We start from the raw sequence: 11,754 nt of genomic DNA, 5'->3' as shown, positions 1-11,754 counted from the left end.
GGGGCGGGTGCTTAATCGGCCTGGTGCAGGCGCAGGTTGAGTTCGTCCACCACCCGCGCCCAGTCGGCGTCTTCGCGCAGTTGCTCCTTGAGGAAGGCGGCTTGCTGGGCGCTCCAGAACGGTGCTTCGATCAGCTTCAGGCCTTCGGGCAAGGGCGAGTGCTGGGCGATGAAGCGGTCGATGGCCGCCGGTTCGGAATCCAGCCCCAGTTGATCGAACAGGCCTTTGAGGTCATGCGTCGGCGAATCCATGGCGATCTCCTTGCAGGTGAGCTCCGCGATTGCGGAGCGTGGCCGGTGCCACCCTGTATCTGAGGCACCGGCGGCGCCAGAGTTCGATCGAGTCTGCCGATCAGGTTTGGGTCAGGACGAGGCGGCGGCCTCGGCCTGGAACAGCGCCGTCTGCACCATGGACAGGGCATTGCTGGCGGCCAGGACCTGGGCCCGGGCGGCAGACAGCATCAGCGAACGCCCGGTGGCCGAGCCGGAAACTGCGCTGTTGGCCGAGGCCAGGCGGGCGTTGGCCCGTTGCAGTTTCTGCTGCAATTGCTGGACTTGTTTTTTCAGTTGCCTGACGCGTTTGCGCTTGGCTTCCAGGGTGGCGTCGACGCTGACGCCGCTGTTGCTGCGCAGGCCCAGGCTCAGATCCGTCGAGGTGGCTGCGCTTTCCTTGGACGCCGTGCTGTCGGCAACCGGTTGCAGAAGGGACAGGCGAGCCAGGGGATTCAAGTTAATCATCATGATGCTCTCAAATGGCACTCGCCTTTGTATCGGTCGGGCAGCCCGGTCCTTGATGGCTGCGGGGTGATCAGGAGTTCAAGGCGCCCTGGTCGACCGCCAGCTTCAGGGCCTTGGCCGAGGCCCGGGCGGCGATGGCGGCTTCTTCCGGGGTCTTGAACCAGCGGTCCCGTTCAACCTGGTGATAGGTGACCGTGGTCAGCGGGGGCTTGGCGCGCATGGCGATGACCGCCTGGAATTCACCCTGGACTTCTCTGGACTCGCCACGGATAAAAAACTCGCCTATATCTAATTCCGTCACTTGCTAGCCTTCCCTTGGAGATCTTCATGGGTACGAAGCCCGGCCATGTCGGCTGGTTTTCATTGAACGGGGGAGTATGGCAGTTGTTACACCATGGCGGCTGAGTTAAGTCATTGCGCGGCCGTCGACAGATGTTTCTATTGGCATTCAGAGTGTTCTATTACCGGACAAAGCGAACTTGTCTTATATTCACGAACCCAAGCCAATGGTTAGAATCGGCCTCCAGCCCATTGACGGCTTGGGCCAGGTAACGGGATGGCCTCAGGACGGTTGAAGGGCGGGGCGATATATTTCCACCGCTGCGCATGGTCGCAAAGGGCGCAGTTGCTCTAGAATTGCCCTTGCAGCCACAGGCTGATGGTGGGGCCGGCATGTTTGACCGAGCAGTGAAGGGTTAAACAACAGGTCCCGTAAGTGCCCGGATTCCGGGTATTGATTGTCTTTCGGCTACCAGAGCCGACCCCTTCGGTGATTGATCCAGGTTGAAAACCTCAGGCACAGCCTGCGCGGTTTTCAGGACCGATGCCGAGGGTATGCCGGGTTCACGTCAAGATTTCAGGATGGCTTCATTGGGGTGATTACGCCGCTTTGGCGGTTTTTTGTGCCGTCCGTTTTTATTCGCGGAAGGCGATTTTTTCAGTTTCGGGGACTTTTCCTTGGCAGTAAGTAATCTTGAAATGCATGCCCTGTTTGTCCTGGGTGATTTGCGCGCAAAACTGGTCAAGCAGTTTCAATCTCGTTTTGTCTACGTTACCGAACAATCCGCTGAAGGCATCTACATTGCCGAGATCGACACCGCCGAAGCCATGGTGGTGGACGACAAGCCGCGCCTTGAGCTCAAGGTCGGCGATCATTTCCGCGCGGCGGTCTTGCCCAGCCGTGAAGGCGGCAAAATGGAGATCAAGTTCCGCGAGATCAAGCTGACCGTCTACGGCCTGGGCGACTACGCCTTTGTCAGCAGCCCCCAGGGGAAGGGGATTGTGTTCAAGGAAGGTCACAGCGTGGTGTTGGTGTTCGCCGCCAACGAGCAGTTGCAGGAAGGCCTGAGCAAGACCCTCAAGGCCGTGACCGCCAAGGCCGCCAAGTGGCGCAAGGGCGAGCTGGTGAGCTTCAAGGCCAGCGAGTGAACAGCCTGAGCCGCGCCGAGTTTCATCAGCAACACCTGTTGCGCGCCCAAGAAGAAGCCCAGCGCCTGTTTGCCTGCAAGGCGTCGATGCAGGGCGCGTGGCTGGCCTGGGTCGGTGCGCAGATCTACAGCTTGCGCCCGGCGGAGTTCGCCAGCATGGTGCGCCGCGAATTGCAGCGCCTGCAGGACCTCGCGGAAAAATAAGCCCCGGCGCCTGACCCGTTGGAACCTCGACTACAGTCAGTGACTCAAGTAGTCAGGGGCCGGCGCTGTCGTGCTCGATGCCCCGCCTGCCAATGTTGCGTCACGCACGGGGTGTCAACGCATGAAAGGACTACGAGCCTTACTCCTGGGTACCTGGGTTGCCTGTGCCGGAGGGCTGTCGGCAATGCCGGCCCAGGCCGCGCCGGCGCCGATTCATTTCGCCGACCTCAACTGGGAAAGCGGCAGCCTGATCACCGATATCCTGCGGGTTATCGTCGAGCGCGGTTACGACCTGCCCACCGACACGCTGCCCGGCACCACCATCACCCTGGAAACCGCCCTGGCCAACAACGATATCCAGGTGATCGGCGAGGAGTGGGCAGGGCGCAGCCCGGTGTGGGTCAAGGCCGCCGCCGAGGGCAAGGTGCTGGCCCTGGGCGACACGGTCAAGGGCGCGACCGAGGGATGGTGGGTGCCGGAGTACGTGATCAAGGGCGACCCGGCCAGGGGCCTCAAGCCCCTGGCGCCGGACTTGCGCAGCGTCAGCGACCTGGCGCGCTACAAAGACGTGTTCAAGGACCCGGAAAGCCCGGACAAGGGGCGCTTTCTCAACAGCCCCATCGGCTGGACCTCGGAAGTGGTGAACAAACAGAAGCTGCGTGCCTATGGCCTGGAAGACAGCTTTGTGAACTTTCGCAGCGGTTCCGGCGCGGCCCTGGACGCGGAAATCACCTCGTCGATTCGGCGCGGCAAGCCGGTGTTGTTCTATTACTGGTCGCCCACGCCGTTGCTGGGGCGCTTCAAGCTGATCCAGCTGGAAGAGCCGCCGTTCGATGCCGAGGCCTGGAAGACCCTGACCGACGCCGACAACCCCGCACCACGGCCTACCCGCTCCCTGGCCTCGAAGCTGTCCATTGGCGTGTCCGCGCCGTTCCACCGCGACTACCCGCAGTTGGTGGCGTTCTTCAGCAAGGTGGACTTGCCCATCGACCCCCTGAACAAGGCCCTGGCGAGCATGAGCGAAAACCACACGGCGCCCCGTGAAGCGGCCCTGGCGTTTCTGCGTGAGCACCCGGACATCTGGCAGGCCTGGGTGCCGGAAGAGGTCGCACGTAAAGTCAGCGCCGGCCTCTAGACGCTGCTAGCCTTCACCGACCTTTAGCCAGGGACGTTCCGACATGAGTTTTTTGATAGCGCGATGGATTGCCGTCACCTTCTTGTCGATCAGCCTGATTCATCTCTACTGGGCGGCCGGCGGCACCTTGGGCAGTGACGCCGTGGTGCCTCAGGTGCCGGGGCAACTGCCCGGCGAACTGCAGCCGGCGTTTCAGCCCTCGGGGCTGATCACCTTGCTGGTGGCCTTGGGCTTGCTGCTCTGCGCCATGCTGGTGTGCCTGCGGGTGGGCCTGTACCTGCCGTCGGTGTCCCATGGCTGGCTGCAGTGGGTGATCAGCGCCCTGGCGGTGCTGATGTTTGCCCGGGCCATTGGCGATTCGGAATGGGTGGGGTTTTTCAAGCAGCCCAGCGCTTCGAAGTTTGCCCGACTCGACACCCTGGTCTACTCGCCGCTCTGCGTACTGCTGGGCGCCGGTTTGCTGGTGGTGGCCTGGAACTGAAGCCGCAGGCAGGTGAGATGCAGGCAGCGGTGGGCCGGTGCCTGCACGTGCCGTTCAATTACCGCTTTCTTGACGCTTGCTGCTGACTTCGGCCGGTACGTCGTCGCCCGCCATGCGCTTGCGGAACAACGCTGCCCGGGCCAGCAGCAGGGTGGTCACCGGCACGGTGATGGCCAGCAGGATCGGAATCAGCCAGGCATGCAGCACCGGCCCGGACTTGAGCGCCGAAAAGTACAGGATTGAGGCCAGTGCCACGCTCCAGGAGCCCAGGGTCGAGGCCAGGGCCGGAGGGTGCATGCGCTGGAAGTAGTCCTTCATGCGCAACATGCCCAGGGCCCCGATAAAGGCGAACAGGCTGCTGAGCAGCAGCAGGATCGCCACCAGGATTTCCACCCACAGGGGCAGTTCAGTGAGGCTGTTCATTCGATGACCTCGCCACGTAGGAGGAATTTGGCCAGGGCGAAGGAGCCGACGAAGCCCAGCAGGGCAATCAGGAGGGCGGCTTCGAAGTAGGTGTCACTGGCGTAGCGGATGCCCAGCACCAGCATCATCAGCATGGCCAGGATGTACAGGTAGTCCAGGGCCAGTACCCGGTCCTGGGCCGAGGGGCCTTTGAACAGCCGCACCAGGGCCAAGGCCATGGCCATGGAAAAGATGAACAGGCTCGCCAGAATCGCGTTCGACAGCAGGGCGCTCATTCGAAGATCTCCATCAATGGACGTTCATAGGCCGCCTTGAAGTGCTGGATGAATTGGGCCTCGTCGTCGAGATCGAAGACGTGCAGCAACAGGATGCTGCGGTCCAGGGACAGCTCCGACCACACCGTCCCCGGTACCACCGTGGTAATCATCGACAAGGCCGCCAGGCCGTTGGCATCACGCAGGTCCAAGGGAATCTTGACGAACGCCGAGCGCACCGGGCGCCGACCGTTGTTGAGCACGCCCCAGGCCACGATCAGGTTCGACACCAGCACATCACGCCCCACTAGGAAGAACAGGCGCAGGATGGTGCCCGGGCGGCGGATACGGATCGGCAGCGGCCGCAGCGGGCGCATCAGCAACGGTGCGAAAAAGCCCAGCAAGGCCCCCAGCACCAGGTTACCGGGGCTCACCGACAGGTTCAGCACCAGCCACAGCAGCCACAGCGCCAGGGACAGCCAAGGAGCAGGGAACAGACGCTTCATGGTTGCACCTCCACCAGCGCCGCACGGGCTTCGGGGCTGGGCACCACGCGAGTGCCGAGCACGGCCTGCACGTAATGCTGGGGCTGGCCGAGGGTCTCGGCGGTGGCCTGGGTGAAGCGCATCAGCGCATCAGCCTTCACCGTCAGCAGCAGGCACAGGCCCAGCAGGGTGATGATCGGGATGCACTCATAGCGCCGCAGCAGGGGCGAGGGGCGCTCCTCCGGGGTCCAGAAGCGCTGGATGCCCAGGCGCGAGAAGGCGATCAGCGAGGCCAGGCCCGAGAGGATCAGCAGCACCAGCATGGCCCAGGCCGCCGGCGAAATCGGCGGCGAACCCTCGACGCCCAGGCCCAGGGGGTTGAGCAGGGCGCTGATCAGGCCGAGCTTGCCGATGAAGCCCGACAGTGGCGGCATGCCGATGATCAACAGGGCGCAGGCGATAAAGCTCAGGCCGAGAAACGCCATGGTCCAGGGAATCACCTGGCCGACCACGGCCTTCTGCTCGTCGTCAAGGTTGGTGCCGCGCTGCGGTTGCAGGGATTCCAGGGGGCGCGGCAAGACTTCGCCTTCATCCTCCAGAGGGATTTCATTGGCCGAGCGCGAGCGTTCGATCAGCTCGGCAAGGAGGAACAGCGCGCTCATGGCCAGGGTCGAGCTGACCAGGTAGAACAGCCCTGCGCCGATCAGGGCGGTCTGGGCGAAGCCGATCACCGCGATCAGGATGCCGGCCGACACCAGGATGCTCAGGCTGGCCATGCGCTCCAGGCGCTGGGCGGCGAGGATCGCCAGGGCCGCGCAGACGATGGTCGCCATGCCGCCATAGACCAGCCACGGGCCGCCGAAGTGCGCCGACTCGCCGGCCTGCTCGGAGAACAGCAGGGTTGACAGGCGCAGCAGGGTGTAGATGCCGACCTTGGTCATGATGGCGAACAGCGCGGCCACCGGTGCACTGGCCGACGAGTAGGCCGGCACCAGCCAGAAGTTCAGCGGCCACATGCCGGCCTTGGCCAGGAAGGCCACCGCCAGGATCGCCGCCCCGGCGTGCAGCAGGCCACGATCGTCGGCGCTGACCAGGGGGATCTTCTGCGCCAGGTCGGCCATGTTCAGGGTGCCGGTCACGCCGTAGATCATCGCTGCGCCGATCAGGAACAGCGACGAGGCCAACAGGTTGATGGCGATGTAATGCAGGCCCGAGGACACCCGGGAGCGGCCCGAACCGTGGAGCATCAGGCCGTAGGAGGCCGCCAGCAGCACTTCGAAGAACACGAACAGGTTGAACAGGTCGGCCGTGAGGAAGGCCCCGTAGAGGCCCATCAACTGGATCTGGAACAGCGCATGGAAGCTGGCCCCGGCGCGGTCCCAGCGGGCCATGGCGAACAGCAGGGCGCTGACGCCGATGATTCCGGTCAGCACCAGCATCAGCGCCGACAGGCGATCCACCACCAGCACGATGCCAAACGGCACCTGCCAGTTGCTCGGCAGGTACACGCCGATGGAACCGGTCAGGCCCTGGGCCTGGGTCCAGTACAGCAAGTACATGGACAAGCCCAGGCCCAGCAGGCTGGAGCAGAGGTTGATCCGGGCCTTGAGGGGGCGGTGTTTCTCCCCGAGCATCAACATGATCGCGGCCGTCAGCAGGGGCAGCAGGATGGGCGCGACAATCAGGTGCGGCAGCAAGATCATTCCTTAGGCTCCCGGCCATCCACATGGTCGGTGCCGGTCAGGCCCCGTGACGCCAGGAGCACCACCAGGAACAGCGCGGTCATGGCGAAGCTGATGACGATGGCGGTGAGCACCAAGGCCTGGGGCAGGGGGTCGGTGTAGTGCAGCAGGTCCTGGGGAACGCCGTCCTTGATGATCGGCTCCTTGCCGATAAACAGGCTGCCCATGCTGAAAATGAACAGGTTGACCCCGTAGGACAGCAGGCACAGGCCCATCACCACCTGGAAGGTCCGCGGGCGCAGCACCAGCCAGACGCCGGAGGCCGCCAGTACCCCAATGGCGATTGCGATGACTTCTTCCATCAGGCGGCTCCTGTCTTGATAAGGGATTTGGACGGGGTCACGGGTTTGTGGGCCCGCACCGACTGGTGCGCCAGGGCGGTGAGGATCAACAAGGTCGCGCCCACCACCACGGCGTACACGCCGATGTCGAAGAACAGCGCGCTGGCGATGTGGATATCACCGAACAGCGGCAAATCGACGTGCAGGGTGTGGGTGGTCAGGAACGGGTAGCCGAGCACCAGCGAGCCGAGCCCGGTCAGGGTGGCGAACAGCAGACCGGTGCCCATCCAGCGCAGCGGCCGCAGGCTCATCTGGGCCTCGACCCACTGGGTGCCGGCCACCATGTACTGGAGGATAAAGGCCACCGACATCACCAGCCCGGCGACGAAACCGCCGCCCGGCAGGTTGTGCCCGCGCATGAACAGGTAGAACGACACCACCAGGGCAATCGGCAGCAGCAGGCGCACCAGCACCGCCGGCACCATCATGAAGCCCAGGGCGGTGTCGCTGGCCTGGCGCGGGTTGACCAAGTCGGTGACCACGTCCGGGGCCAGCAGGCGCTGCTGGGCCGGCAACTGCATGCTTTCTTTCGGTGGGCGGAAGCGTCGTAGCAGGGCGAACACGGCCAGGGCGACGGCCACCAGCACGGTGATCTCGCCCAGGGTGTCGAAGCTGCGGAAGTCCACCAGGGTCACGTTGACCACGTTGGTGCCGCCGCCTTCGGGCAGGGCGCGGCTGAGGTAGAACGAGGAGATGTCGTTGGGCGTCGGCCGGGTCAGCATGGCGTAAGACAGCACCGCCATGCCCAGGCCCACGGCAATCGACAGCAGCAGGTCGCGCAGGCGGCGGATGCGCGCCTTGGCCAGGCTGCTGGGCAGCGGCGAGACGTCTTCGATGCGTCGCGGCAGCCAGCGCAGGCCGAGCAGGATCAGCACCGTGGTCACCACTTCCACCACCAACTGGGTCAGGGCCAGGTCCGGCGCCGAGAACCAGACGAAGGTGATGCAGGTCATCAAGCCACAGACGCTGACCATGGTCAGGGCGGCCAGCCGGTGGTACTTGGCTTGCCAGGCGGCGCCCAGGGCGCAGGCAATGGCCAGCAACCAGAAGGTCACGAAGACGATCGAACCCGGGATCTTCGGGCGATCGCCCCAGCTCAGGTTGTTGCTGTAGAGCATGGGGATCAGCCCGCCCAGCACCGCCACCAGCACCAGCAGGAACAACTGGGTCTGCAGGCGCCGGGTGCTCAGGCGTCGTTCAACACGCCGCGCCAGGCGGGTCATGCTCACCAGGCTGCGCTCGAACAGGCGCTTGCCGTTGAAGCGCCCAACGCCCGGCGGGTAGGCGAAGCTGCCGCGCACCAGGGGCTTGCGCAGCAGGAGGTAGAGGACGATGCCGCCGCACATGGCCAGCAGGCTCATGATCATGGGCGCATTCAGGCCGTGCCAGATGGCCAGGCTGTACTCGGGCAGGGTTCCGCCGACCACCGGCAGGGCCGCAGCGGCCAGCAGCGGGCCGATGATCTGCGCCGGGAAGATGCCTACCAGCAGGCAGGCGAACACCAGCAGTTCCACCGGCGCGCGCATCCAGCGCGGGGGTTCGTGGGGCGTGTGGGGCAGGTCGGTGGCTGGTTCGCCGAAGAACACATCGACGGTGAAGCGCAGGGCGTAGGCGACGCTGAAGGTGCCGGCCAGGGTGGCGATCACCGGCAGGGCGATTTCCACCCAGGCGCTGGAAGAGATGAACACGGTCTCGGCGAAGAACATTTCCTTGGACAGGAAACCGTTGAGCAGCGGCACCCCGGCCATGGACGCACTGGCCACCATGGCCAGGGTCGCGGTGTAGGGCATCAGCTTGATCAGGCCGTTGAGCTTGCGGATGTCGCGGCTGCCGCTTTCGTGGTCGATGATCCCGGCGGCCATGAACAGCGAGGCCTTGAACGTGGCGTGGTTGAGAATGTGGAACACCGCGGCCACCGCCGCCAGCGGGCTGTTGAGGCCCAGCAGCAGGGTAATCAGGCCCAGGTGGCTGATGGTGGAATAGGCCAGCAGGCCCTTGAGGTCGTTCTGGAACATGGCGCAGTAGGCGCCCAGCAACAGGGTGCAGGCCCCGGCGCCGCTGACGATCCAGAACCATTCTTCAGTGCCGGACAACGATGGCCAGAGCCGTGCCAGGAGGAATACACCGGCCTTGACCATGGTCGCCGAGTGCAGGTAGGCCGAGACCGGAGTCGGTGCGGCCATGGCGTGGGGAAGCCAGAAGTGGAAGGGGAATTGTGCGCTCTTGCTCAAGGCGCCGATCAGGATCAAAGGCAGCAACACCGGGTAGAGCGCGTGGGCCCTGATGGCATCGCCTGCAGCTAGAACCTGATCCAGGTCGTAGCTGCCGACCACATGGCCGAGCAGCATGACCCCCGCCAGCAGGCACAAGCCACCGGCACCGGTGACCATCAGCGCCATGTAGGCACCGCGGCGGGCATCGGAGCGGTGGTGCCAGTAGCCGATCAGCAGGAAGGAGAAGAGGCTGGTGAGTTCCCAGAAGAACACGATCTGGATCAGGTTGCCGGACAGCACCAGGCCGAGCATGGCCCCCATAAAGGCCAGGAAAAAGGCGAAGAAACGCGGCACCGGGTCTTGCGGCGACATGTAGTAGCGGGCGTACAGCGACACCAGAGTGCCGATGCCCAGGACCAGGATCGAGAACAGCCAGGCAAAGCCGTCCAGGCGCAGGACAAAGTTCAGCCCCAGGCTGGGCAGCCAGGCGAACTCTTCACGAATGACCCCACCGTCGGCGATTTGCGGGTACAGCAGGGCCACTTGAATGGTGCCCACCAGGGCGACCAGGCCGGCCAGCAAGGATTCGCTGTTACGCGCGTTATGCGGCAAAAGGGCCGCCAGACAGCTGCCAATGAAAGGCAGAAGCAGTAGAACTATCAGGGACATAGGCTTCTAATCTGCGGAAAATAGTGAGGAATAATACGTGCCGGACCCCGGATCACCAACCGCCAAGCTGTGCCAGAATCCTACAAAGAATGTTACATACGCTTTCAAAGTAGGAGACAACGCCCCCTCGCGCCCGGTAAAAAACCCGCCATTCGCCCTTTGCAAGGACTGCTTCCCGTGCCCGTGACCCCGGCTGCCTTTTTCTTTCGTTTGCTGCGCCGCCTGCTCAGCGCCTTATTGTTGATGGCCCTGGGGGCGGGGCTGATGGCGGGCTGGCTGCGGTTTTTCGACCCGTCGGGCTTTCAGATGATGCGCACCACTGAAGCGCTGCGGATCTACGGGCCGCAGGACGATGGCGTCGACTATCGGCTGCCGGCGGGCACGGTGCTGTATTTCGACCAGGCGTTTGCCGAGGGGCACGTGCGCTACCGCGCTTACTTCAACCACAAGGGGCCGATTGCCCATGAGCCGGTGGAGATGAAGCCGGAATACGGCGGCAGGCTGTTTGCGCCGTTGTGGTTGGAGACGCTGACCGACGATTCGGATGCCTCCCCAAGCGTCACCACGCCACACTAAGCGCCGTTCGCTGAACACCGCACCTCGGCCGCTGGCCCGGGTGCGGTGTTCAATCCCGGCAATCCGCAGCCTGTGTCTCGGCCTGGGCCTGGCCTTTGCCTCGGGTCTTCAGTTCGCTGACGATCACCGCCGCCACAATCAGCCCGCCACCCAGCAAGGCCAGCGCCGGCAGGCGCTCACCGGCCAGGCGCCCGACCAGGCCGGCCCACACCGGCTCCCCGGCGTAGATCAGGGTGGCGCGGGTGGGCGAGACGCTTTTCTGCGCCCAGTTCATCGCCACCTGGATCGCGGCGCTGGCCGCGCCCAGGCCCAGGGCACTGCCCAACAGCAGCCAGGAAAACCCCGGCAGGCTTTCCTGGGTCGGCACCACCATCAAAAATGCCAGCACCGAAGTCACCGCCAACTGCACGACGGTGACCCGGCGTACATCCACCTGGCCGGCGTAGCTGCTGATAAGGATGATCTCGGCGGCAATCGCCACGGTGCTGATCAAGGTGGCGATCTCACCAGGGCTGAAATTCAGGGATGCGCCGTTGGGCCCCGAAAGCAGCATCAGCCCGGTAAAGGCCAGCATGATGCCAATGCTCTGCAGCAGGCCCGGACGCTTGCCCATGAACAGCCATTGCAGCAGCGGCACGAAGGGCACGTAGAGCGCGGTGATAAAGGCCGACTGGCTGCTGGGGATGGTTTGCAGGCCCACCGTCTGCAAGCCGTAGCCGAGCATGATCGCGGTGCCGATAAAGCCCCCGGCCTTGAGTTCAAGTGGGGTCAACCCGGCCAGGTGGCGCCAGGAAAACAGGGCGACGATGGCGGCTGCGGCGGCAAAGCGCAGGCCGACGAAGAACATCGGGCCGCTGACGGTCATGGCGTGCTGCACCATAAGGAAGGTGCCGCCCCAGATCATGGTGATCAGCACCAGCACGCATTCGGCTTTGCTGAGTTTGAGCAATGGCAGGGGGGATTTACCTGGGTTCACGGGGGCATGGCCTTGCGTACGGGGAGAGTGGGACGCACAATTGGGCGCGAAATTTGGGCAGTATACTGCGCAATGCCCAGGAGCGAGCAAT

Annotated in this window: 15 protein-coding genes; 5 read left to right on the top strand and 10 right to left on the bottom strand. The window is 64.2% G+C overall.

The annotated features are described in order from the left end of the window. Positions 1 to 11: 11 nt before the first annotated feature. The 3 genes from M1B35_RS01815 to M1B35_RS01805 all read right to left on the bottom strand — a co-directional run bounded on the left by M1B35_RS01815 (position 12) and on the right by M1B35_RS01805 (position 1,038). Positions 12 to 251 carry a DUF2789 domain-containing protein gene (locus M1B35_RS01815; RefSeq protein ID WP_123332094.1) on the bottom strand — a complete coding sequence of 80 codons (240 nt, stop codon included), beginning with the start codon at positions 249 to 251 and terminating at the stop codon, positions 12 to 14. A 111-nt stretch (positions 252 to 362) separates the two neighbouring features. After that, positions 363 to 740 carry a hypothetical protein gene (locus M1B35_RS01810; protein ID WP_185039211.1) on the bottom strand — a complete coding sequence of 126 codons (378 nt, stop codon included), beginning with the start codon at positions 738 to 740 and terminating at the stop codon, positions 363 to 365. Between the two features lie 67 nt (positions 741 to 807). Then, positions 808 to 1,038, bottom strand: a complete 231-nt coding sequence (locus M1B35_RS01805) for a hypothetical protein (protein ID WP_123332096.1) — start codon at positions 1,036 to 1,038, stop codon at positions 808 to 810. A gap of 656 nt (positions 1,039 to 1,694) precedes the next feature. Between M1B35_RS01805 and M1B35_RS01800 the strand changes: the two genes are divergently transcribed. The 4 genes from M1B35_RS01800 (at position 1,695) to M1B35_RS01785 (ending at position 3,984) form a co-directional block, all read left to right on the top strand. Then, positions 1,695 to 2,165, top strand: coding sequence for a hypothetical protein (locus tag M1B35_RS01800; protein ID WP_268261068.1), 471 nt, complete (start codon positions 1,695 to 1,697; stop codon positions 2,163 to 2,165). Positions 2,166 to 2,170: 5 nt separating this feature from the next. Next, positions 2,171 to 2,368 carry a hypothetical protein gene (locus tag M1B35_RS01795; RefSeq protein ID WP_268261086.1) on the top strand — a complete coding sequence of 66 codons (198 nt, stop codon included), beginning with the start codon at positions 2,171 to 2,173 and terminating at the stop codon, positions 2,366 to 2,368. Between the two features lie 121 nt (positions 2,369 to 2,489). Next, positions 2,490 to 3,503 carry an ABC transporter substrate-binding protein gene (locus tag M1B35_RS01790; RefSeq protein ID WP_123332100.1) on the top strand — a complete coding sequence of 338 codons (1,014 nt, stop codon included), beginning with the start codon at positions 2,490 to 2,492 and terminating at the stop codon, positions 3,501 to 3,503. A 43-nt stretch (positions 3,504 to 3,546) separates the two neighbouring features. Then, positions 3,547 to 3,984, top strand: a complete 438-nt coding sequence (locus M1B35_RS01785; protein WP_123332103.1) for a DUF3995 domain-containing protein — start codon at positions 3,547 to 3,549, stop codon at positions 3,982 to 3,984. A gap of 54 nt (positions 3,985 to 4,038) precedes the next feature. Here the strand turns inward: M1B35_RS01785 and M1B35_RS01780 are convergent, their stop codons facing one another. Genes M1B35_RS01780 through M1B35_RS01755 form a run of 6 tightly spaced genes read right to left on the bottom strand, consistent with a single transcriptional unit; the run spans position 4,039 to position 10,111 of the window. Then, the gene (locus M1B35_RS01780) at positions 4,039 to 4,407 is read right to left on the bottom strand and encodes a Na+/H+ antiporter subunit G (protein WP_268261067.1); all 369 of its coding nucleotides are present in this window, start codon (positions 4,405 to 4,407) and stop codon (positions 4,039 to 4,041) included. Next, complete coding sequence (locus M1B35_RS01775) at positions 4,404 to 4,682, bottom strand: K+/H+ antiporter subunit F (protein ID WP_123332107.1); 279 nt, start codon at positions 4,680 to 4,682, stop codon at positions 4,404 to 4,406. Before M1B35_RS01775 ends, M1B35_RS01780 begins: the two co-directional genes overlap by 4 nt. After that, positions 4,679 to 5,167 (bottom strand): Na+/H+ antiporter subunit E, encoded by a 489-nt coding sequence (locus tag M1B35_RS01770; RefSeq protein WP_268261066.1) that lies wholly within the window; start codon positions 5,165 to 5,167, stop codon positions 4,679 to 4,681. Before M1B35_RS01770 ends, M1B35_RS01775 begins: the two co-directional genes overlap by 4 nt. Continuing rightward, entirely contained in the window at positions 5,164 to 6,849 is a 1,686-nt protein-coding gene (locus M1B35_RS01765; protein ID WP_268261065.1) for a monovalent cation/H+ antiporter subunit D, read from the bottom strand. Before M1B35_RS01765 ends, M1B35_RS01770 begins: the two co-directional genes overlap by 4 nt. Next, positions 6,846 to 7,190: a Na+/H+ antiporter subunit C gene (locus M1B35_RS01760; RefSeq protein ID WP_003202835.1), complete on the bottom strand. Its 345-nt coding sequence runs from the start codon at positions 7,188 to 7,190 to the stop codon at positions 6,846 to 6,848. Before M1B35_RS01760 ends, M1B35_RS01765 begins: the two co-directional genes overlap by 4 nt. Then, entirely contained in the window at positions 7,190 to 10,111 is a 2,922-nt protein-coding gene (locus M1B35_RS01755) for a monovalent cation/H+ antiporter subunit A (protein WP_268261064.1), read from the bottom strand. The genes M1B35_RS01760 and M1B35_RS01755 overlap by 1 nt, the downstream gene beginning before the upstream one ends. Before the next feature lie 177 nt (positions 10,112 to 10,288). Here M1B35_RS01755 and M1B35_RS01750 point away from each other — a divergent pair, with 177 nt between their 5' ends. Further along, positions 10,289 to 10,687 carry a hypothetical protein gene (locus tag M1B35_RS01750; protein ID WP_268261063.1) on the top strand — a complete coding sequence of 133 codons (399 nt, stop codon included), beginning with the start codon at positions 10,289 to 10,291 and terminating at the stop codon, positions 10,685 to 10,687. 49 nt (positions 10,688 to 10,736) lie between these two features. Here M1B35_RS01750 and M1B35_RS01745 read toward each other — a convergent pair whose 3' ends face one another. Further along, positions 10,737 to 11,663, bottom strand: coding sequence for a DMT family transporter (locus tag M1B35_RS01745; protein ID WP_268261062.1), 927 nt, complete (start codon positions 11,661 to 11,663; stop codon positions 10,737 to 10,739). Positions 11,664 to 11,754 lie beyond the last annotated feature (91 nt).

Source organism: Pseudomonas morbosilactucae (genome assembly GCF_023241665.1).
Classification (GTDB): Bacteria; Pseudomonadota; Gammaproteobacteria; order Pseudomonadales; family Pseudomonadaceae; genus Aquipseudomonas; species Aquipseudomonas morbosilactucae.
This window is presented reverse-complemented; position numbering and strand designations above follow the sequence as displayed.

Coding starts and splice junctions, on each gene's coding strand:
- M1B35_RS01785 (WP_123332103.1), top strand. CDS start 3,547: ATGAGTTTTTTGATAGCGCGATGGATTGCCGTCACCTTCTTGTCGATC.
- M1B35_RS01770 (WP_268261066.1), bottom strand. CDS start 5,167: ATGAAGCGTCTGTTCCCTGCTCCTTGGCTGTCCCTGGCGCTGTGGCTG.
- M1B35_RS01765 (WP_268261065.1), bottom strand. CDS start 6,849: ATGATCTTGCTGCCGCACCTGATTGTCGCGCCCATCCTGCTGCCCCTG.
- M1B35_RS01780 (WP_268261067.1), bottom strand. CDS start 4,407: ATGAACAGCCTCACTGAACTGCCCCTGTGGGTGGAAATCCTGGTGGCG.
- M1B35_RS01760 (WP_003202835.1), bottom strand. CDS start 7,190: ATGGAAGAAGTCATCGCAATCGCCATTGGGGTACTGGCGGCCTCCGGC.
- M1B35_RS01755 (WP_268261064.1), bottom strand. CDS start 10,111: ATGTCCCTGATAGTTCTACTGCTTCTGCCTTTCATTGGCAGCTGTCTG.
- M1B35_RS01810 (WP_185039211.1), bottom strand. CDS start 740: ATGATGATTAACTTGAATCCCCTGGCTCGCCTGTCCCTTCTGCAACCG.
- M1B35_RS01815 (WP_123332094.1), bottom strand. CDS start 251: ATGGATTCGCCGACGCATGACCTCAAAGGCCTGTTCGATCAACTGGGG.
- M1B35_RS01790 (WP_123332100.1), top strand. CDS start 2,490: ATGAAAGGACTACGAGCCTTACTCCTGGGTACCTGGGTTGCCTGTGCC.
- M1B35_RS01775 (WP_123332107.1), bottom strand. CDS start 4,682: ATGAGCGCCCTGCTGTCGAACGCGATTCTGGCGAGCCTGTTCATCTTT.